The sequence below is a fragment of the Pedobacter sp. GQ55 genome, assembly GCF_059758925.1.
Map to the genome: position 1 here is coordinate 64,665 of NZ_JCAXEI010000013.1, position 23,142 is coordinate 87,806.

Sequence of the window (23,142 nt, forward strand, 5' to 3'; positions counted from 1 at the left end):
CTTGTTGCGTTGATTAGTGGTTGACATGACCTGTTAAGGGAAGAAAAATATGCTAATTTTGAGAGTGTCATGAAGCAATTTTGCAGATGCATTTTAAAATTCCTCTCTAAAAAATGATAAAACGCTTGAAATTTGTTAGCACAAGTTTAATACTACTTTTTGCATCTGCTTTTGCCGTTCAGGCGCAACCCGTAATTCATGTTAATCAGATCGCCTTTGATTTATCAGGACCAAAGCAAGCCCTTGTTAGTTTAGAGGGTGGCTTTTCAGAATTAAAAAAGTTCAAATTGATTAATGCTTCTGATCAGAAGATTAGCTTCAGTGCTACACTAAAAGCTGCCGGATCTGTTGAGGAATGGTTTCCGGGCCGTCAATTTTTTACTGCAGATTTTTCCTCATTTAATAAACCCGGAAAATATAAGATCGATGTAGTATTTAAAGGAAAGCATTATACATCGGCCAGTTTTGATATTGCTGAACAGGCACTTGCAGTTAATACCTTACCGAGCATTCTGAATTATTATAAAAAACAACGCGCCAATACTCCTCAGGAAATAGCGGCCGATAAAAAGATGTTGCTTTATGGTAGTAATAAGAGGGTTGATGTGCATGGAGGCTGGGGTGATGCATCTGGAGATATCAGTAAGTACTTTTCTCACTTGGCATACGCAAATTTTATGTCGCCACAGCAAATCCCTTTGGTTACCTGGTCGATGGTGAATGCAACAGAGAAAATCCCGGCACTACTAGATAGACTAAAAATAAAAGCGGACCTGCAAACAGAAGCCTTATGGGGTGCCGACTATATAATGCGTTCTTTGTCTGACGAGGGATACTTTTACATGACTGTATTTAGCTACTTTAAGCCAGATGCAAGTGCCCGAAGAATTGTAGGGCTGGAAGCAAATAGCGTTACTACGGCAGCCTATCAATGTGCATTTAGAGAAGGGGGAGGCGTGGCGATTGCTTCTTTAGCCCGCATTTCTACATGGGGTAAGAATGGCGATTATCAAGCTAAAGAATACCTGAAAGCTGCAGAAAGGGCATATTCACATTTGACGGTAAATAATTTGAAATATGCTGATGATGGGGAAGAGAACATCATTGATGATTATTGTGCATTAATGGCTGCCACAGAATTGTGGATAGCCACAGACAGTTCCTATTACAGAGATGAGGCCCGTAAAAGAGCCTCAAATTTAAGGGCAAGAGCAACTGACAAGGGATATTTTATAGCAGATGATACGGATAGACCATTTTGGCATGCTGCCGATGCAGGATTGCCCGTGGTTGCTTTGGTTCGTTACCTTGATATGGAAAAGGAAGAGGGCTACAGAACACAGGCACTTGCTGTAATAAAGAAAGCTATTGATGGCAATTTAAAGGTTACCAAATCTGTTAATAATCCGTTTGGATATGCACGCCAGTATTTTAAACTTAATGATAAAGTGCAGGAAGGGTTTTTTATACCTCATGAAAATGAAACAGGCTGGTGGTGGCAGGGAGAAAATGCAAGACTGGGTTCTTTAGCTACTGCATCATTGCTAGGTGGTCGACTCGTTTACCCTGAAAAAAGTGGCTGGGGAGTAAGAAAAGATATTGAACTTTATGCTGAGCAGCAACTTTCATGGGTTTTGGGCAGCAACCCTTATTCCATGTGTTTTATGTATGGATTTGGAGAAAAAAATGTACCCTACATGGCTGCCTTGTTTGGGCACGGATCTCAAAAGGGAGGGATTTCCAATGGCATCACCGGAAAAGATGGAAATGCTGATGGCAGTGGTATAGATTTTAAAACAGAAGCCGGCGGAAATGAATGGCGCTGGACAGAACAATGGATACCTCATGCAGCATGGTTTTTACAAGCATTAACCGCAATAGAAACCGTAAATGAGCCTGAAATTGAGCCGCCACTGTTTAGGGTTTTGGTTTTGACCGAGAATGGAGGGCACCATATCGCTTTTACTAAAGCGGCGGGCCCCTGGTTGGATGAATTTGCAAAAAAGAATCATTTTGCAATTGATTATGTTGACAATACCGATAAAATTAATGATGCTTTTTTAAAACAATATAAGCTTGTTATTCAGCTGGATTACCCTCCTTACGCCTGGAAGCCCAGAGCTGTTAAGGCCTTTGAAGATTACATCGATAATGGGAAAGGCGGATGGTTGGGATTTCATCATGCCACCTTGCTTGGCGAGTTTGATGGGTATCCAATGTGGAACTGGTTTTCCGATTTTATGGGTAGCATAAGGTTCCAGAACTATATCGCAGACTTCGCTTCGGCCAATGTGAAGGTAGAGGATAAAACACATCCAGTGATGAAAGGCGTACCACCATCATTTAAAGTGGATAAAGAGGAATGGTATACTTACAATAAAAGCCCAAGGCCAAATGTACAGGTACTCGCCAATGTAGACGAAGCCAGTTATCAGCCAGATTCTAAAATAAAAATGGGCGACCATCCCGTGGTTTGGGTAAACACAAAAGTTAAGGCAAGAAATGTTTATATTTTTATGGGTCACTCGCCAGACTTGCTTCTTAACAGTAATTGGAAGAGAATGGTAAGTAATGCGATATTATGGGCAGCAGGCCAAGGTAATTAGTGTAATAGTAGTGATGGAATAGATTTTCTTTTCTATTTTTACGAAAGACTAAGTATTTATATGCCAATAACAAAGAGCTTTGTACCAATACTTTTATTATTTATATGTTGTTGTCAATTTGCTTTTTCTCAAAATAAATTTACGATTAGCGGTATAGTTACTGATTTCGGAACCGGTGAAACATTAATAGGTGCCAGCGTTAAGCTAATCGGTTCAACAACCATTGGTGCCGGAACTAATGCATACGGGTTTTACTCTTTGAGTGTAACGGAAGGGGTTTATGAGCTTTCAATAAGTTTTATTGGCTATAAAACGGCTAAACAATCAATTACAATTTCACGGAACATCAGGCAAAATTTTGTGCTTTCAGAAGATAATCAGTTAAACGAGGTGGTTATTTCTGCTGAAAAGAAAAATGATAATGTAAGCAGTCCGCAAATGGGCCTTCAGAGAATCAATATCAGAGAAATCAATAATGTACCTGTTCTGCTTGGAGAGCGCGATGTGCTTAAAACGTTGCAATTGCTGCCCGGAATTAAATCGGCAGGAGAGGGCAATAGTGGATTCTATGTTAGAGGTGGATCTACTGATCAGAACTTAATACTACTGGATGAAGCTCCTGTGTATAATGCTTCGCACTTGCTTGGTTTCTTTTCTACTTTCAATTCTGATGCAATTAAAGATGTAAGTGTTTATAAGGGAGGAATGCCTGCACAATATGGCGGCAGATTAGCTTCTGTACTAGATATTAAGATGAACGATGGAAACCGTAAAGTTTACACTGCAGAAGGTGGTATAGGTTTGATCTCCTCGCGTTTAAAGGCCGAAGGGCCAATTGTTAAGGATAAAGGTTCATTTATGATTAGCGCGCGTAGAACTTACCTTGATGCTTTTTTGGCCTTGTCACCAGATAGTTCGATAAATGGGAATACGCTTTATTTTTATGATGTAAATGCCAAAGCCAATTATCAGTTAAATGATAAAAATACCCTGTACTTGTCGGGTTACTTTGGCCGCGATAAACTTGGTATTTCTGAAGCTTTTGGTTTTAATTGGGGTAATGCTACTTTTACCCTGCGCTGGAACCACCTATATAGCGACAGATTGTTTTCAAATACGTCGCTGATCTATAGCAACTATAACTATGTAATTCAGAATTTTATGGAAGACAATGATTTTCAAGTTAACTCTTCTATTAAAGATTTTAATTTAAAACAGGACTTTGAATACAGTTTAAGTAGTAGTCATAGTTTAAAGTTTGGTGTGAATGCCATCCATCATACCATTGCTCCGGGGAAACTTACGGCAAGTGAGTCGTCGAGTGTAAATTCGACCACCTACGAAAACCGGAAAGGACTGGAGCTTGCTGCTTATTTATCGGATGAATGGGCTGTTAGCAATAAGATGAATCTGGTTTACGGACTTAGGTTAAGCGGGTTCTCTTTATTGGGGCCGGGTAACTTTAAAACTTACGATGCGGAGGGAAATACCATCAGTACAACGTCATATAAAGCAGGAGAGGTGGTTGAAAATTATTTTAATCTGGAACCAAGAATTTCTGCAAGTTATCAGCTAACACCCTCAAGTTCTTTAAAAACCGCATATACCAGGAATATTCAAAATATCCATCTGATGTCTAATTCTACATCAACATCTCCAACTGATCTTTATATTATGAACAGCAACAATGTTAAACCAGAAATTGCTGATCAGATTGCTGCAGGGTATTTCAGGAACTTTAGCGACAATACCTATGAATTTTCGGCAGAGTTGTACTATAAATGGATGCAAAATCAGATAGAATATAGAAGTGGAACTGATCTCAGAGGGAATGGGAATGTTGAGGCCGATTTGCTTTATGGGGATGGCAGGGCTTACGGTATTGAACTTTTTTTAAAGAAAAGATTTGGCAAATTTAATGGATGGATTGGTTATACCTGGTCCAGAACACAACGTCAATTTGATGCTATAAATGAAGGAGAATGGTTTTATGCTAAGCAAGACAGGACTCATGATTTATCGCTTGTTGGGATTTACAAAGCAGGGTCAAGATGGACCTTTTCTTCTGTTTTTGTTTACAATACCGGGAATGCAGTTACTTATCCAAGTGGTAAATATCAAATAAATGGCCGTACGGCATTTTATTACACAGAAAAAAATGGCTACCGTACACCAGCTTATCATCGTTTAGATCTTTCTGCTACACTTGAGGGGAAGCCGGCGAGGAAGCTTCAGTCGAGCTGGTCATTTGGTATTTATAACGTATACAATCGGCATAATGCATTTTCAATTGATTTTAAGGATAATCCTGATGATGTTTCTAAAACACAGGTAGTACGTACAACTTTGTTTGGTATAATTCCGTCAGTAACGTGGAATTTCAAATTTTAATGGGATGAAAAAGAGAGTTATACTTGGAGTTTTAGCTGCTTTATTTATGTTGATTGGATGCGAAAAAGTGATCGACCTGAAGCTCGACACTGCAGAACCACAGCTGGTGATATACGGAGGCCTGAGTGATAAAATTGAGAACCATTTGATAGTGATTTCAAAAACATATGATTTTACTGATCCCAACAGATTTAATTCGATTTCGGGTGCAAAAGTGATTGTGAGAAATGAAGAAGGAAATACTATGGAGTATGTTGAGGTGTCTAACGGTGTATATCAAAGCCCTAAATTTAGAGGGCAGTCGGGCAAGAAATATATATTAGATGTTACTTATGAAGGTAAAATTTATACTGCCAGCTCCACCATGCCAGGTAAAGTTCTACTTGATTCATTGACTTTTAAGGATTTTAGTTTTTTGGGTGAAAAGAATACTTATGTTGCAGCTAATTATAATGATCCTAAAGGAATTCAAAATCAATACCGATATATTTTAACGGTGAAAGGTAAGATAGAGGAGGATGCAGTAAGTGAAGACCGGTTTGATGATGGTAATAAAGCGGCAAATGTGATATTTTATGACTTGAATGATCTGGTTCGCGGAGATACCATTGAGGTTGAATTTCAATGCATCGATAGAAATGTTTACAAGTATTTTTATAGTTTAGGGCAAAATTCTGGTGGAGGAGGCCCACCAGTAGCACCTGCTAATCCACCTACTACTTTTAATAACAAAGCCCTGGGTGTTTTTAGTGCATATTCGACCAGTAAAAAAACCGTTGTAATTAAATAATATAAACTTTCAGTTTAATCTGGAATTGTATTATATTGCACTGACAGCCAATTTATGAATCCCAATTTAGTCTCGAATGGCCATAGAATTAAGTCAAAGTAAGTCCTCAATTGAGGAGGAGCGAATAAAAGCCATACACAGGTATGAAATTCTGGATACCCCGCCTGATGGTTCTTTTGATAAGCTAACCAGATTAGCCGCAAAACTATTTAATGTGCCAATAGCTATTATTAGTATAGTTGATAAAGATAGAATCTGGTTCAAATCAAAGTACGGTATAGATATTAAGGAGGTAAGCCGTGAAGTTGGACTTTGTGCCAATGCAGTGCTTTCTGATGGTTTATACACAATAGAAGATACTTTGATGACTCTGGGTGATGTAGACTTGCGGTTCTATGCAGCGCTTCCACTAAAAACGATAGATAATTATAACCTTGGTGCTTTTTGCATTGTTGATATTAAACCAAGAGAATTTGGTCCGGAAGAAGAATCAATTTTAAGCGATTTAAGGGATCTTGTTATGGATCAGATTGAGCTTAAGCTCGCATCAAGGCTTGCAACTATAGAACATAACCAAATCTTAAATACTACCGCACATGATTTAAAAAATCCGCTAACTACCATACCTGTACGTGCTGATTTAATAAAACTAAAAAAGAGTGATCCGGAAATGGTAGACAAGATGTGTGAGCAGATCAAAACGGCCAGCTTAAATATGGTTCGTATTATTGATGAATTGTTGCTTTCCGGCACTGCTGAGGCAGGTAAAGTGCAGTTGCTACTTATTAAACTGAATTTATCTTCGTTAGTTAGCAATGTGATCTCTATGAATCTTCCACTTGCAGAAAGAAAGGATCAGACTTTAAGTTTTGTCGCTCAAGACGATGTGGTATTGTTAGGCGATGAGGGTAAATTGTCGGAGATATTGGATAATCTGATTAATAATGCAATCAAGTATTCACCGGCGAATACAAATATAGAAGTGCGTGTTAAGAAATTAACAGGTAAGGTTCATATAGAGGTACAGGATGAGGGCCAAGGGCTTACTGACGATGATAAGAATAGATTGTACCAACGTTTTACCAGATTAAGTGCGCAACCTACAGGGGGCGAAAACTCAACTGGTTTGGGCCTTTCTATCGTAAGGGTATTGGTAGAGGCGCATGGAGGCAGCATCTGGGCCGAAAGTGATGGCCATGATAAGGGTTCAACATTCATCGTTGAATTGCCCCTGCAAGATTAAAAACATGCGATAGACCAGCTGCGTTCCCAGTTCCCTTTTGGAGCCAGTGCTATAATTCCTTCTTTATCTTTAAGGTGCTGATTGTGGTTTATCCCATCGGCAATACCACACCATGGCTCCAGGCATACAAAATCTGCATCCTTAGCAGCCCAGATTCCAAAAAACGGAAAATCCTTAAAGGTAAAATGTAAACCATGTGGATCTTTATGATTCTTAAGTGATATACAGTCACTTTTAAGGGTTTTAAATACCAGCGCATCTTTATAGAAAAGCTGATGAGTAAGGGGTAAGGAGTGGTTCTTCAGATGTATTACTTCGGTTTCTTCATCAATTAAATCGCCTTTAATTTTATAATAAATAAGGTTTTCATCTTTGTTGAATTCTAAAAAGTAGTCATCGTAGCTTATATGCTCATTGGTTGGTACGGCAAAGGCCGGATGTCCGCCTACTGAAAAGAGGAGTTCTTTATTCCCTGGATTTAGAACAATGTAAGTGCAGGATAAACTGGCATCAGTAATTTTATAGTGAAGCTTTAGGGTAAAATCAAAGGGGTAAACCTTTAGGGCTTCTTCGTTTTGAACAAGCGTAAATACTGCTTCTGTATTACTGACCTGTTCAACTTCAAATTGATTGTCTCTTGCAAAACCATGTCTTGGAAGGGTATATTCTTTGCCTTCAAACAGATAAGTGTTATTTTTTATCGCACCTACTATAGGGAAAAGTATAGGACTAAACTTACCCCAATAATCCGGATTGCCATCCCATAAGTAGTCTCTGCCTGTTTCTTTACCTGCTAGGCTTTGTAGTTCTGCACCTTTGGTTGTTAAAGATGCTTTTATATGTTCGTTTTCTAGAAAAATCATAAATGCTTTTATAATTACTAAAGTAAATAAACTTGGATAATTGTTTGTTTGTAAAAAGTTATATTTGTTTTAACTACAAGCGATGCGTCTCAAAGAAAAACTAATAGTGTTTATTGCGTGGCTGTCAGGCAAACCCAAAGTAATTGGGTTGTGTGTGTTCTTTTTTTTGCTATTGCTGATAGGTTTATTGGTGATTCAGAGATATCAGATAATTAAGGAAGGTAAACGCCTGGAGATGGCCAATGTACTGAATGTGGTTAAACAGAATGTTCAATTGGTATTGAATAATGGTTCTACTGCTACTTTAACGCTTGCAATGACCTTAAATGATAAAGGCATTCCAAAGAATTTTGATGCTGTTGCGGCTAAATTAATAGCATCTAATCCGGACTACAAGGCGATGGAATTATTGCCTAATGGTATTATAAAGTACCTCTATCCAAGGAAAGGCAATGAGTTGGCATTAAATCTCGACCTTTTTAAAAAATCTGAGGAATCCAGGTTAATGGCTAACAAGTCGATAGCATCAAAAATGATGTATTATGCCGGTCCTTATGAATTACAGCAGGGAGGAATGGGAATTGTTGGTCGATTGCCAATATACCGAGAAAATAGGTTCTGGGGCTTTTCTGCCGTAGTTATTAAGCAAGATGCATTCTTTAATAGTATTGGTGTTTACAATAATAAAAACAATAACTTTTACTTTCAATTTTCAAATGTTGATATAGCTACCGGAAAAGAGGATTTTTTTTTAAAAGGGGATAGAGACTTTCTTGGTGAAGATCATCAATCGACATCTTTTGCTGGTACCAATTGGAAGCTTTACGTTGTTAACGCTCGTGATGGGATAATTCCATTTCAATTGGTATATCCTTTACTTTTTGGTATTGGCTTGGCTATTTTATCCAGTTTGCTGGTTGTTCAGGTAGTTAAAAAAACTACTGAGTTACAGAACCTGGTAGATACTCAGAAATCAAAACTGATAAATACTGAAACAAAGTTTAAAACAATATTTGATCAGGCAGCTATTGGTATAGCTTTAGTAACCCCAACTGAGGGCAGGTTTTTACAGGTGAACAAGAAGTTATGTGATATACTAGGATATAAGGAAGCTGAATTACTGAATTTAAGTTTTCAGAACATTACCCTGCCGAATCATCTAAATGGAGTGAGTGATCATACTAAACGCTTAAATAATGGCATTGTTAAAGAATTTAGAATTCAAAAAAAGTATCTGCATAAAGAGGGTTATGTAAAGTGGTGTAATATTGTGGAGACTCCATTGTGGAATGATGATGGGGAACCAACCAACCACATTGTAATTATAGAGGATGTTACTGATCGGAAAGCTGCAGAGAAGATCGTTCTTGATTCTCAATTGAGAATTGAATCTTTAATAAATACTATCGATGGCATCGTTTGGGAGGCAAATCCTAATACATTCGAATTTAAATTTATTAGCAAAAAGGTTGAAGATATTTTAGGGTATTCTGTTGAGGAATGGTTGTCGTCTCCAACTTTTTGGGCCGATCACATTCACCCTGATGATAAGGACTGGGCTATTGAGTATTGTGCTGTTTCTACGAGGAAAAATATTCAACACGACTTTGAATATAGAATGATCGCTAAAGATGGAACAATAGTGTGGCTAAGAGATATTGTAAACGTAATCTCTGAGAATAATAACCCCATTCTGTTAAGAGGTATAATGATTGACGTAGGAGAGAATAAACAGGCCCAGGATGCATTAAATCATTCATTTAACCTGGTTACAGAACAAAATAAAAGGCTACTGAACTTTTCGTACATCGTTTCCCATAACTTAAGATCACATACTTCGAACATCCAGGCCATTACCAATCTAATAGGACAAACCAGTTCTGAAGAGGAAAGGATTGAGCTGATTGAAGTACTTAAAACTGTATCGGGCCTGTTAAATGAAACCATGCTGAATTTGAATAAGGTAGTTAGCATCCAAACCAGCATAGATGTGATAAAAGAACGGCTAAGTTTGAGTAACTACATTAATAAAACAATTGATATATTGAATGATCAGATCGTTTTAAAAAATGCCATTGTCAAAAATAATGTTCCTAAGGATGTTATTGTGAATTACAATCCTGCATATCTGGAGAGTATTTTGTTGAATTTTATTTTTAATTCGATCAGGTATAGTCATCCTGATCGAAATCCGGTTGTTGAATTGGATTCGTTTATTGAGGATTCTCAAACTGTTTTACAGATTTCTGATAACGGAATAGGAATAGACCTGGAGAAACATGGTGAAGAACTTTATGGATTATATAAGACGTTTAATAAAAAGCCCGACTCGAAAGGAGTAGGGCTTTTTATTACAAAGAATCAGATTGATGCCATGGGAGGCAAAGTAACAGTAAGTAGTGTTATAAATAAGGGAACTACTTTTAAAATATACTTTAGATAGCGGCTTTGCGCCGTGTTATTCTTTTTTTGTTTCACCTGCTGCGGCTTCCGCTTTCGCTTTCTTTTTAAAGAAGCCTCTTAAAAGAAAATTATGCTGCAATGCTTCCAGATTTTCATCGAGCTTTTTGCTGCTGGTTTCCATGTTTTGCACAATTGATTTTACCTGCTCTGCAGTCTTCTGATCATTTAGCAATACACCAACTGCATTGTCTGTTTGTGTTAATTTTCCGGATGCTTTATTCAGGTTTTCTGTAAGCGTGGCAGCTGAACTTGCCGTTTTCTGTAATTCGTTTACAGAGGCCTGAAGTTTGGCAAAAACAGCTGTATCGGTAAGCAGTTTGTCGGCCAAACCACCTTTTGTATTTAATGTTTTTGAGAATTTATCCAATTCTGCAGCCATCTTGTTTGCCGATGCTGTAGTGTTCTTCAAGTTTACAACGATCGCTTTAAAATCAGTAGCTATCTGTTCGTCGGTAAGTAGTGCGCCTGCCGTACCTTTTCCTTCAACAAGGCTTTTGGCAAGAATCTTAAAATCAGAAGTTACCTCTACCAGGTTTTTGTTGTTTACCTGGAATGTTTTCATGATGTCGTCTGTCGATAAGGTGGTATTCACTCTAAGCCTGTCTCCATCCTCTACAAATGGGAACTTTGGGGTTCCACCTGTAATTACAATGATCTTATTTCCAATTAATCCATCAGAACTAATGCTGGCAGATGCATCTTTATGAATGTACTTATGTGCTTCTTCTTCAATATTAAGAAAAACCTGTACCTGTGAAGTTCCAAAAAACTGGATCTTTTTTATTGTGCCTATTTTTACACCGGAAAACCATACGTTATTACCGGTTTTAAGTCCTTGAATATCGTTAAAAACAACATCAACGGTAAAGCTCTTTACGAATGCTTTTTTCTGGCTTCCTAATGTAAAAACCCCTAAAATAAATATCGCTATGCCCAGGAGAATAAACGCTCCAACTATAATCTTACGGCGTGTGTCTGTTGCCTGCATAATTTCTATTGAATAAAATTGTAATCGTAAAATGGTTTTACCCGTTCGTCATTTGTATTAAACACGTCTTCAAAAGTACCCTGACGTTCAAATTTTCCATCCAGTAACATGGCTACTCTATTGCCCACTGCTTTTGCACAGGTTAAATCATGGGTAATAATGATTGAACTGGTGTGAAAGCGTTCCTGTACTTCATTAATGAGGCTATTGATTTCCAAACAGGTTATCGGATCAAGTCCGGCTGTAGGTTCATCATAAAGCATAATTTCGGGCCGTAAAATCAATGTTCTGGCAATGCCTATTCTTTTTCTTTGCCCACCTGATAGTTCCGAAGGCATCTGATTAATGGTATGGAGCAGTCCAACTGCGTCCAGCATCTCTTCAACAGCACTGGTTATTTCTCCCTTTGTTAATTTTTTCTGATTTCTGATTAAAGGGAAAACCAGGTTTTCTCTAACGGTCATACTATCATACAATGCGCTGTTTTGGAATGAAAATCCTACTTTTAACCTTAAAGCAAGCAGTTCTTTATAGGTGATCTGATCAACATGCTGGTTAAGCACCCTAACATCCCCACGGTCTGGGGTTAATAAGCCAACCACAATTTTTATCAATACAGATTTACCTGTACCTGATTTTCCAAGCACAACCAGGTTTTCGCGCTTATAAAGTTCTAAATCTACGCCTCTTAGTACATGGTAATTACCAAAAGACTTATACAGGCCATTAATTTCTATTACTTTTTCTTGCTCAGACAAGGGCTTCTTTTCTTTCATAAGTTTAAAAATTAAGTCCTGAATAAACCAAAAAACTGTACTGAAACTACTTCTTCTATAAATATAAGGAACATGCCAATAACCACGGCCGAATTGGCGGCTTTACCTACACCTTCTGTTCCCTTTGATGAATTATACCCCTGATAGCAACCTACCATTCCAATTGTAAAACCAAATATTACAGCTTTAATAGTAGACGCAGTAATGTCTAAAAAGGTAATTGATTCAAGCGACGATTGAAAGAATGCCTTTGCGCTTGTGCCTTCGCTTAGAGAAACATTTAATAATGCCCCCAGCATTCCAACCATAGCGGTATAAAAGGTAAGAATAGGAATAGTAATTGTTGCTGCAAGCACCCTTGTGGTTACCAGAAATTTGAATGGATTGGTTGCCGAGACCTCCATAGCGTCTATTTGCTCTGTAACCCTCATTGAGCCCAGTTCGGCACCAATACTTGATCCTACCTTTCCGGCGGCTATAAGTGAAGTTAATAATGGTGCTAATGTTCTTAATAGTGCAATACCTACTAATGATGGAAGCCATGAAGTGGCACCAAATTCAGCAAGCGACGGTCTGGATTGCTTTGTAAATACTATACCTGTAATAAATCCGGTTAAAGAGATTAGCGCTAAAGAACGATAGCCAATGTCATAGCACTGTTTCATTAGTTCTTTTCCCTCATAAGGAGGTAAGAAGCCTTCTTTAAAGAAGCGTCCAATAAACTGAAAAACGTCATAAAGCGTTATAAACATTCTGGATAATTTACCAGGAGTTTTTACTTCATCATTTAAGGTTTCCTGGCTCTCAGCTTTTTTCTCCATGTATATGCCTTAATATCTTATTATTCGATTTAGAGTGTTGTTATTATCAGGTTTTTGATAGCGATCACCACCATCAAATTATGAGCCATAATTATGCAAAACTACTATTCAGAAGCACAATAAAATATATGCTATCTTCTTTTTTACATGAATTTCGGCAAATATGCAGTATTTTTTGGGTGTTTTTGTCTTGTAAATGTCCCAATTATATAAACGATATAGAGGTCAAAAAGGTTTTATATTACTTACCTCCCGGAGGGCAATTTCTTTGTAAGAATTCGGTGTAAGTAAGCGCAAGGTGTTCGGATGTTCCTTCACCTTCGTTAATACTATGCGTCCTGTTAGGGTACGACATCAATTGAAATACCTTTCTGTTCCTGATCAGTTCATTGATCAACATCTCTGCATTTTGATAATGTACATTATCGTCGCCGGTTCCATGTATGTATAAAAGCTTGCCTTGTAGGTTTTTAGCGTAAGTAATAGGGGAGCCTTTAACGTAGGCCTCTTTAGTTTTTAGTGGAGATCCCATATACCGTTCCTGGTACACATTATCATACGTTAGCTGATTTCCTACTGCCGCAATGGCGATGCCGGTTTTGTATATTTCGGGATATTGGAACATTAAGTTTAATGTTGATGAACCGCCACCGCTCCATCCCCAAACAGCTACCCTGTTTTTATCAACAAACGGCCATTCCATTATTTTTTTTGCAGCCATGGCCTGGTCGCGAATATTTAAAGTGCCTATTTTTTGGAAAACACTTTTACGCCATTCTCTGCCTTTGGGAGCAGGGGCGCCTCTGTTTTCAACAGAAATATAGATGTAACCATCTTTAGGCATGTCGCCAGCGTAAAGCCAGTTGCGTCCGGCACCGTAAGTATCGGTTACGGTTTGCGAAGCGGGCTCACCATAAACATAAAATACAACCGGGTATTTTTTTGTCTGGTCAAAATTGTCAGGTTTCTTCATCCAGCCATCCAATTCAATTCCATCTTCAGTAGTTACTTTAAAGAATTCTACTTTGTTTTTTAGTGGCTTCATTCGTCCAAGCTGATTGGTAATACTACCTTCCATGGTCAATGGGTTTAAGGTGGTAAGTTTCATCCATTCTGTAATTGGGGGTACTGAGGCATTTTGGTAAGTGTGGCGCGCGAATACTCCATTTGGCGATATCTCGTAGGAGTGTGTACCTTTTAATATAGAAGGGGTAACCATTTCTGCTTTTCCACCGCTAAGTTTGGTTTTAAATAAATATTTCTGGGTGGCATTTGTTGGAGAGGCAATAAAATAGATCTGACCGTTTTTCTCATCTATTAATGATTTCTCGATAACATCATAATTACCTTGTGTAATCAGTGTATGCTTTTTACCATCTTTACTGATACGGTAAAGATGACGCCAGCCATCAAATTCACTCATCCAAATAAACTCTTTGCCGTCATCTATCCAGTCCCATCCCTTTGCTACGTCAATCCATGCTTTATCAGTTTCGGTATAGATATTTTTTACCTGACCAGAGCTTGCATCAGCAACAAATAGTTTACTTACATTTTGTTCTCTGTTTAGTTGTTGTAAAATCACTTCGTTGCTCGAAGGGATCCAGTCCATTCTTGGAATGTAATTTTGGATCTGATCGCCAGGCACTTCTAACCAGTTGGTTTTTGCTGAGGCAATATTAACGATGCCGACTTTGCATGACGATGGGTTTTCGCCAACTTTAGGATATTCTACAGGGATAGTGAAAGAATAAATAGAATCCGTGTTGTCTATCATCAAAAAGTTTTTGATTTTGGTAGCATCAATTTGCCAATAGGCGATAGATTGACCATCGGGACTCCATCTGAATCCATCTCTGCAATCAAATTCTTCTTCATATACCCAATCAAAAGTTCCGTTTATTAATCTTTCAGTACCATCAGTAGTTAAGGCCTTACTTGTTTTGCTCATTAAATCATCAACATAAAGATTGTGCTTACTTACATAGGCAACCTTATTCCCGTCAGGAGAAAACTTAGCAAACATTAGCGAAGAGGCAGGTTTATCTTTTCCAACCTGAGTAAGTTGGTTGGTTTTCAGGTCGGCTACAAAGTAATCTCCACGCGTTTCGTAGCGCCAAACCTTTTTGCTATTCGTATAAAGTAAAACTTTAGTGCCGTCTTCAGATATTTCAAAACTTTTGATCTCACCTAGTCCTGTATTACCGCTTGAATAAAGTAAGTTTCGACTTACGATGGTTTTTCTTTCATTCAGAGGAAGGCTTATGGATACAATTTCACCCTGACTGACCTCATAGTATGAATTGCCATCTTTTGACCATTTGATATCCTGAGCATTGGCTTTTCCAAGAAGTCCTAAAATTAAGACTAAAGCCAGTTTAAAAAAAATGTGTTTAAAGTTCATTTTTATAGTTCTATAAATTGCTGATAAACGTTTTGTAGGTATGATTTGGCACTGTTAAGGGTTTTTAAAGTTAGGTCCTTATCCTTAGAATTGCTGTTGTATAATATTGTCTTTCCTATATTGTCAAAAGTAACACATTGCTGGTTATCAATAAAGCCCATTCCATTATCCCAGCTAAAAAATGCAAAATGTTTTGCATAAGGGTTCAGGAGATTTTTGCTCCATACAAATTCCTTTGCGCTAATATCCAGCTGACCAAGTATTGTGGCAGCCACATCAGCCTGACTACCTACATCTTCAAATTTTTTGCCCTTATATTCGTCTTTAATCACATCTCCGTAGAATAATAGGGGTACATGATAACGTTGAGGGACATAAATTTCGTGACTATTTTTAGGTAAAAGGTGACCATGGTCTGCAATAAATACAAAGAGTGTGTTTTTATACCAACTTTCCTTTTTTGCATTGTTTAAATAAGCATTGATACAGGAATCGGTATAATGTGCGGTGCTTTTAAATTTTGCAACGTTATCAGTTTGCCCAAACTTGTAATTGCCCGGAAGCGCATAAGGCTCATGATTGGTAAGGGTAAGCAGGGTAGAGAAGAAAGGTTGTTTTTCCTTATTAAGGTCCTCAATCTGCCTCTCAAAAACCGCCTCATCAAATTGCCCCCATTTGGTTACTTTTCCACCCTTAAAGTTATTTTTATCAACCAGCTTTTGGTAATTATGACTTAAAATAAAGGCTTTGTAATTATCGAATTCAGATTCTCCTCCGTAAAAAAAAGAGGTTTGATAACCGTTTTTAAAGAATGGCTGAGAGATACCGGGAATCTTCTGCATTTTTTCGGGCCATTTTACTATGCTACCTGCGGCAAGGGTAGGGAAACCGGCTAAAGTGGCTACCAATCCTTTATCAGTTCTGCTGCCAGAAGAATAAATGTTACTAAAAAGCACTCCTTTGTGCATTAGCGTATCAAAATTAGGCGTAATGCCATCTTCGTTGCCTAGTGTTTTGGTAAGATCTGCAGTAAAACTTTCAATAATTACCAGAACCACATTCGGCCGTTTAGTGGTAAGTATGTTAATGGTAGTGTCTTTTGCCGGAGTATAAAGTTCCTTAATATTTGCATCGGCTGCTTGCTTGCTTAAATAGATATAAGGATTATTCTTGGTCATGCGAGCGGCAAGTGTACTCGACAAAAGGTTCCACTCTGTATTTACTGCAGCATGATTTAAAATCTGCTCTTTTGAGAAGTAGGCCATGCTTTGGTTAATTGGAGAACCGCCTAACCCGCCACGTATCAAAAGAAAATTTAAAAAAAACAATATAATAACGGCAATTCCCCGTAACCAGATCGGGCTAGCTTTAAAATTAAGTTTCCTAAGTATAACCCATCGTTGCAGAATAAAACCTATAACAACCAATAAGACAAATAAGGATAGTGTTAATCCGATAGGAGAAGATGCGCTTGATGCGAGGGCTTCGTTGGGCGTTGAAATGGCAAAACCGACAGCTTTTGCGTTTATCTTACTTCCCCATTCCCGGTAAATGTTGAAATTTACAACAGAAACAATACTGAATAATACGATCAGGATTTTATTATAGATGGTAAGCCATTTTAATTCTACCACCTTTCGGCCATTTAAAAGCCAGTATATATAGCTGAAAAGCGGAATGACGAGTATGTACGCCGTCATCGACAGATCGAGCTTTAGGGCATGATAAAAACTTGCCATGATTTCCGATAGTGGAACCATGGCAAGTTTTTTTGAATTTATAATGATAAATGTAAGGCGGTCAACGAAAAAAAATAACAGCCAAAACAGAAAGAAACGTACAAAGAACAGGAAGCTTTTTAACATTTTACGCTATGTTATTGGCCGCCACCTTGCATTGCTTTTAATTCAGCCATTGTTTTTTCTTCATAACCACTTGGTACAGTAAGGCTAAAAGGACCTACTTTTTCTTCTTTCAGGCTTTTTAATGTTGCTACTGTTTTAAAACCATCTCTGATGTTGGTGTATTTAACAGGAGTACCTTTTATCTGATCAAATCCTGGAGGGGTAGCACCCGGTGTAACTTTTAAATCGTTGGTAACCCAAACTTCGTAGTTAGCGCCATTGTTGTCTTTATAAGTGTATTTTTCTGAATTAAAGCCTGCGATGGTTTGTTTTTCACCTGTTGGTTTAAAGTCGCTGAATACCAGGTTTCCGGTTTGTTTATCTAAATCTTCTTTCGACATTTTAGAGGCATACTGTTTTTGGGCAACCGGAATATCTATAAGTACTAATGCGGTTCTGGCAGCCCCATCAGAAAATACCTTTATCATTGCAGGCCCCATATCCATTTCAACTTTAGATATATTGCCATTAAACTGAACTTTACTTTCTGAAGGAAGTACAGAAGGGTCTAGAACTTTCTTTTGATCGTCCGTTAATTGATATTCAATTCCAAAGGTTAATGTTCCCTGATCTACAATTTTTTGAGCTTTGGCGACAATGGCTGTACTGATTAAAATTACAGCTACAACACCGGTTTTAATTGATTTAAACATTTTCTTGTTTTTAGTTTTTTATGTATTAGTTATAGTTTTATTATCATTTGTGAGGCTAAAAGGCAATTACCACTTTATTTTTTCCTTGTTAAGGAAAGAAGCAACACCTTTTTTGAAATCTTCTGTATCTCTTACTCTGGCATTTATCTGAACGGCTAGCGACAAGCTTTTCTCCAATGAAGGATTTGTAGTTTGTCCGATTAGCAGCTTAGTTACCATTAACGAATTTGCTGAAGCTTCATTACACAAATTTAATGCAAAATCTTTCACTTTATGACTAATCTCTTCCTTGTTTGTTACAAACGTTATTAATCCATAATCCAAAGCTTCCTGTGCGGAAAAAAGGCTTCCTGTCAGTAGTATTTTTTTTGCAATAGTTTCACTCGTTTTGCGCAATAAAAAGCAGGATACAATTGCCGGAACAAAGCCAAGCTTTACTTCAGTGTAGCCAAAACTAGCTTCGGGAACCGAAAATGTAACGTCGCAAACTGTTGCAAGTCCGCAGCCTCCGGCAATTGCATGTCCTTCTACTTGAGCAATAACCACCTTAGGTAAATAATAAATGGTGGTAAATAGTCGCTTTAGGTTCTCAGAATCGGCAAGGTTTTCTTCGTAAGTATTTAACTGCAGCTGCTGCAGATAAGCCAGATCAGCACCTGCACTAAAAACAGCGCCGTTAGCTTTTAACACAATAACTTTTACCTCTTCATCTTCGGAAGCTCTGATGAATGAATCCGTTAGCTGCTGAACAAGATCGGGATTTAATGCATTACGCTTCTCAGGGCGGTTTATAGCAATAGTTGCTATACGCTCGCTTACTGAATATAAAACCAGGGGTTCTGTCATGCTTTTTATGTTTTATTGCTTTCTAATTTCTTCAATCTAAAAAAGAAAACCAGAATAGAAATCGAAAGTCAATAAAGATAATGAGAAAAATGAAACGTAACATAATTGATAAACTTAAATGAAAATATGAGTTTCAACATGAAAACTACATGGAAGATGTAAAGCATAATGTAATTAATCATATATTAATTTTTTTTTTATGCTAAGACATTAATTAGTGGAAAAGATTATCACACAAACCAAATATTAAACAACCGATGTTTACGAACCTAAAAACAATTATTGTGGTTTATGCTTTATTTATGAGCATAACCATATCTGCCTTCTCGCAGGAGAAAGATTTGAAATTATGGTATAAATCTCCCGCAGGATCCGTATGGGAAGCAGCCCTTCCTATCGGAAATGGACGGTTGGCGGCCATGGTTTATGGAAATACAGAACACGAGAAGATCAGTTTAAATGAATCTACAGTGTGGAGCGGGAGCCCAAACCGAAATGATAACCCTGATGCTTTGGCTGCTTTACCAGAAGTAAGAAAGCTGCTTTTTGAAGATAAATATGTGGAGGCAGATGCCCTGGCGGCAAAGACAATTCAGTCCAAAAAGAACAATGGAATGAAGTATCAGCCGGTAGGTGATTTAAACCTGGATTTTCCGGGACATGAAAACTTTTTGAACTATTACCGCGAGCTAAATCTTGCTGACGCCGTAGTTAAAAGTAGTTATGTAGTTAATGGAGTTACTTATACCCGCACCGTTTTTTCTTCTATACCCGATCAGGCAATTCTGATCAGATTAACAGCGAGTAAGCCAGGAAGCATAACTTTTAATGCATCAATGGCAACTGAGCACAAGGGTTCTGCTAAAGCTATTAATACAAATGAAATACACTTGTCGGGAATAAGCAGCGACAGAGAAAATGTTCCAGGTAAGGTTAAATTTAATGCTATAGCAAAAATTAAGAATGAAGGCGGACAACTTTCTTTATCAGATGACCAGATTAATGTTAAAGGGGCAAACAGTGTTACGATATATGTTTCCATCGCAACCAATTTTGTGAATTATAACGACATCAATGCTGATGAAAACAAGCGTTGTGAAACCTATTTAAATGCTGCGTTAAAGAAAAACTATCCTCAATTATTGAAGGATCATGTTGCCGCTTATCAAAAATATTTTAACCGCGTAAAAATAGATTTGGGTAAAACAGATTCTATTAAGAATCCTACAGACGTTAGGTTAAAGGATTTTGCAAATGGCGATGATCCTCAATTGGCAGCTATCTATTATCAGTTCGGCCGTTATTTATTAATCTCTTCCTCTCAGCCAGGCGGACAACCTGCAAACCTGCAAGGGATTTGGAACAATAAAATGGATCCGCCATGGGGAAGTAAATACACCATCAACATTAACACAGAAATGAACTACTGGCCAGCCGAGGGGACTAACCTGACCGAAATGCATAACCCGTTGATCGAAATGGTAAAAGACCTTTCTCACACAGGGCGCGAAACTGCAAAGGTGATGTATGGTGCTGGTGGCTGGGTAACACACCATAACACAGATCTTTGGAGAATAACCGGCCCGGTTGATGGTATTTATTCTGCAATGTGGCCTATGGGCGGCGCATGGTTAAGTCGCCATGTTTGGGAAAAGTATTTGTATAACGGAGATAAAAAATATCTGGCCACAGTATATCCTGCATTAAAAGGTGCGGCAGAGTTTTATTTGGATTTCCTTGTAGAAGAACCAGTTCATAAATGGATGGTGGTATCGCCTTCCATGTCGCCAGAAAATGCACCGAGAGCTCATAAAGGTAAATCTATAGCCGCTGGTGCTACTATGGATAACCAGCTTGTGTTTGATCTGTTCTCTAACACTATAAGAGCTGCCCAGGCATTAAATACTGATAAAGATCTTGTAGCAAAAATTAAAGCCATGCGCAATAGACTTGCACCAATGCAGGTAGGACAGTATGGCCAACTGCAGGAATGGATGCAGGATCTGGATGATCCTAATGACAAACACAGACATGTTTCTCACCTTTTTGGTTTATATCCTGCAAGTCAGATTTCTCCATTGCGTACTCCTGAATTGTTTGATGCAGCGCATACATCATTGATGCAGAGAGGAGATGTTTCTACAGGATGGTCTATGGGATGGAAGGTAAATCTATGGGCCAGATTGCAGGATGGTAATCATGCTTATAAACTAATTAGAGACCAGCTTACACCTACAGGATTAAATAAAGGTGGTGAAAACAGCGGCGGAGGAACTTACCCTAATTTGTTTGATGCGCATCCTCCTTTCCAGATTGATGGCAATTTTGGATGTACTGCAGGTATTACTGAAATGTTATTACAGGCCCATGATGGTTCTATCCAACTGCTTCCGGCAATGCCTGGCGAATGGAAGGATGGAAGTATTAGTGGCTTAAGGGCGCCTGGAGGTTTTGAAATTGAGAACATCACCTGGAAAAATGGGAAATTGAGCAAGGTTACCATTAAATCAAAACTTGGTGGTAATTGTCGCTTACGTGTTCCTAATGTGCTAAAGGGAAATTCACTTAAACCCGCAAAAGGAGATAATCCAAATCAGTTTTATCAGATTGATAAAATAACTACACCAGTTATATCTGCTAAAGCTAATCTGAATAAGCCATCCATTATTGAAACCATTCTTTATGATTTCGATACAGCTGCAGGTAAAACGTATACTTTCATTAGCGAGTAAAACAGTTACGTTAGAGAACTATGATGTAAAATGAAAATATACTTTTTTTTAAAAAAACAAATTAATTGTATATTTCCAAACACTTAATCCATCCCTTAAGATGATTTTGCTAACCAAATAACCATTATATTATGAACGAAAACATTAACAAGAGTGCCTTATTCAACGGGAGTTGCTTTGCTGTTATCACCACAGCTTTTACCTTCTCGATCAGGGCGGGTATTTTACCCCAGCTCGGAGCGCAATTTAACCTGACTGCAGAACAGCTTGGATTTATTAACAGTATGTTCTTTTTAGGATTTCCTATCTCTATGATCATTGGTGGGTTGGTTTACCACACTTTTGGGCCTAAAAATATTATGAAGGCTGCATTTGTAGCCCATACTATTGGTATCTTATTGACAATATATGCCGGAGGATATGTTGGATTACTTGTTTCTACACTTTTTATAGGGTTTGGTAACGGATGTACAGAAGCAGCTTGTAATCCTTTGATTGCAGATGCATATGCGGGTTCGAAAATGAATAAAATGCTAAGTAGGTTCCATATGTGGTTCCCTGGAGGAATCCTTATCGGAGCGCTTATCTCTAAATTTATGACCGATAATGGAATGGGCTGGCAGGCTCAGATGTGGGTTACTATGATTCCAACTGTTATATATGCTGCTTTGTTCTATGGAAAGAAATTTGTAGAGCCCAGAGCGGATGGCAGTACCTCAATTGCTGAGAATCTTAAAGCAATGCTTAACCCTGTTTTTATATTCTTGTTTATCTGTATGGCCCTTACTGCAATTACCGAATTTGGTCCTAACCAGTGGGTGAGTGTGATTATGAGTAACAGCGGTGCCAGTCCAATGCTGATCCTTGCGCTTACAAGCGGATTGATGGCAGTAGGTAGATTCTTTGCCGGTCCGGTTGTTCATTCATTAGGCCAAACCGGTGTTTTATTAATGTCAGCGATCCTGGCAGCCATTGGTATTTACATGTTCAGCGTGGTTACAGGACCGCTTGCATATGTTGCCACGGTAATATTTGCCTTAGGGGTATGTTATTTCTGGCCAGTTATGATTGGCGCAGTTGCGCAACGTGTTCCGTTAAGCGGTGCTTTAGGGATGTCGATTGTTGGAGGAGTTGGGATGTTCTCGACTGCAATTTTTCAACCCTTTATTGGAAGTTGGATTGACTCAGCAAGAGCAGAAAATGTAGCATTAGGTTTAAAAGGAGGAGCGCTGGAACTTGCTGCAGGTCAGGATACCTTAGTGAAAATGATTGCTTTCCCTGGAATACTGGTCGTTTTGTTTGTTATATTTTTCTTCTGGCAAAAAAATGTAAAGAATAGTGTGCCGGCTGCTGCAGCAGCGCATTAATACGTTCGTCATCGACGATAGCAGAGATCTCTTGATCATGAAGTTGCCGCGAAGCGAATTGGCATAAACAAGGGATACCCCAGCTCCTCTGGATGACGACAATAACGCACAACCTAGAATAACAGACCAATAAAGAAATAAAAAAGAGGCTGTTCAGCCAGTCATGGTCGGAAGATTTTTCTTCCGACTTTTTTGTTTAAAAAGAGTTTGTTTTATTTATATAAATATCTGATAATCAGATGTTTATACTTGTTTTTTTGGATTTAAATTAGTATCTTAATTGCTGATAATCAAT

General features: G+C 38.1%; 15 protein-coding genes. 7 read left to right on the forward strand and 8 right to left on the reverse strand.

Annotation, left to right across the window (positions count from 1 at the left end; translation table 11 throughout):
* Positions 1-113: 113 nt before the first annotated feature.
* The 4 genes from AC6CH7_RS23585 to AC6CH7_RS23600 all read left to right on the forward strand — a co-directional run bounded on the left by AC6CH7_RS23585 (position 114) and on the right by AC6CH7_RS23600 (position 7,030).
* Complete coding sequence (locus AC6CH7_RS23585; protein WP_498265043.1) at positions 114-2,606, forward strand: ThuA domain-containing protein; 2,493 nt, start codon at positions 114-116, stop codon at positions 2,604-2,606.
* A 60-nt stretch (positions 2,607-2,666) separates the two neighbouring features.
* A complete protein-coding gene (locus AC6CH7_RS23590; protein WP_498265044.1) occupies positions 2,667-4,997 on the forward strand; it encodes a TonB-dependent receptor in 2,331 nt (776 codons plus the stop codon).
* Positions 4,998-5,001: 4 nt separating this feature from the next.
* Positions 5,002-5,787 carry a DUF4249 domain-containing protein gene (locus tag AC6CH7_RS23595; protein WP_498265045.1) on the forward strand — a complete coding sequence of 262 codons (786 nt, stop codon included), beginning with the start codon at positions 5,002-5,004 and terminating at the stop codon, positions 5,785-5,787.
* 76 nt (positions 5,788-5,863) lie between these two features.
* The gene (locus AC6CH7_RS23600; protein WP_498265046.1) at positions 5,864-7,030 is read left to right on the forward strand and encodes a sensor histidine kinase; all 1,167 of its coding nucleotides are present in this window, start codon (positions 5,864-5,866) and stop codon (positions 7,028-7,030) included.
* Here the strand turns inward: AC6CH7_RS23600 and AC6CH7_RS23605 are convergent.
* Positions 7,027-7,893 (reverse strand): aldose 1-epimerase family protein, encoded by an 867-nt coding sequence (locus tag AC6CH7_RS23605; protein WP_498265047.1) that lies wholly within the window; start codon positions 7,891-7,893, stop codon positions 7,027-7,029. The two genes, AC6CH7_RS23600 and AC6CH7_RS23605, sit on opposite strands and share 4 nt — an antisense overlap.
* An 82-nt stretch (positions 7,894-7,975) precedes the next feature.
* Between AC6CH7_RS23605 and AC6CH7_RS23610 the strand changes: the two genes are divergently transcribed.
* Complete coding sequence (locus AC6CH7_RS23610; RefSeq protein WP_498265048.1) at positions 7,976-10,336, forward strand: sensor histidine kinase; 2,361 nt, start codon at positions 7,976-7,978, stop codon at positions 10,334-10,336.
* A 15-nt stretch (positions 10,337-10,351) separates the two neighbouring features.
* On the opposite strand, the gene AC6CH7_RS23615 is transcribed toward AC6CH7_RS23610, so the two are convergent.
* From AC6CH7_RS23615 to AC6CH7_RS23645, 7 genes are all read right to left on the reverse strand, one after another.
* Entirely contained in the window at positions 10,352-11,344 is a 993-nt protein-coding gene (locus AC6CH7_RS23615) for an MlaD family protein (protein ID WP_498265049.1), read from the reverse strand.
* A 5-nt stretch (positions 11,345-11,349) separates the two neighbouring features.
* The gene (locus tag AC6CH7_RS23620; RefSeq protein ID WP_498265050.1) at positions 11,350-12,120 is read right to left on the reverse strand and encodes an ABC transporter ATP-binding protein; all 771 of its coding nucleotides are present in this window, start codon (positions 12,118-12,120) and stop codon (positions 11,350-11,352) included.
* An 11-nt stretch (positions 12,121-12,131) separates the two neighbouring features.
* Positions 12,132-12,941 carry an MlaE family ABC transporter permease gene (locus tag AC6CH7_RS23625; RefSeq protein ID WP_498265051.1) on the reverse strand — a complete coding sequence of 270 codons (810 nt, stop codon included), beginning with the start codon at positions 12,939-12,941 and terminating at the stop codon, positions 12,132-12,134.
* A 241-nt stretch (positions 12,942-13,182) separates the two neighbouring features.
* A complete protein-coding gene (locus AC6CH7_RS23630) occupies positions 13,183-15,345 on the reverse strand; it encodes a S9 family peptidase (RefSeq protein WP_498265052.1) in 2,163 nt (720 codons plus the stop codon).
* Positions 15,346-15,347: 2 nt separating this feature from the next.
* Positions 15,348-17,105 carry an LTA synthase family protein gene (locus tag AC6CH7_RS23635; RefSeq protein ID WP_498265053.1) on the reverse strand — a complete coding sequence of 586 codons (1,758 nt, stop codon included), beginning with the start codon at positions 17,103-17,105 and terminating at the stop codon, positions 15,348-15,350.
* A gap of 116 nt (positions 17,106-17,221) precedes the next feature.
* The gene (locus AC6CH7_RS23640) at positions 17,222-17,902 is read right to left on the reverse strand and encodes a hypothetical protein (protein WP_498265054.1); all 681 of its coding nucleotides are present in this window, start codon (positions 17,900-17,902) and stop codon (positions 17,222-17,224) included.
* 66 nt (positions 17,903-17,968) lie between these two features.
* Complete coding sequence (locus tag AC6CH7_RS23645; RefSeq protein WP_498265055.1) at positions 17,969-18,748, reverse strand: enoyl-CoA hydratase/isomerase family protein; 780 nt, start codon at positions 18,746-18,748, stop codon at positions 17,969-17,971.
* Between the two features lie 257 nt (positions 18,749-19,005).
* On the opposite strand from AC6CH7_RS23645, the gene AC6CH7_RS23650 reads away from it, so the two are divergent.
* Both AC6CH7_RS23650 and AC6CH7_RS23655 read left to right on the forward strand, forming a co-directional pair.
* Entirely contained in the window at positions 19,006-21,480 is a 2,475-nt protein-coding gene (locus AC6CH7_RS23650) for a glycoside hydrolase family 95 protein (RefSeq protein ID WP_498265056.1), read from the forward strand.
* A gap of 131 nt (positions 21,481-21,611) precedes the next feature.
* Positions 21,612-22,847, forward strand: a complete 1,236-nt coding sequence (locus AC6CH7_RS23655; protein ID WP_498265057.1) for an MFS transporter — start codon at positions 21,612-21,614, stop codon at positions 22,845-22,847.
* The last annotated feature ends 295 nt before the right edge of the window (positions 22,848-23,142 follow it).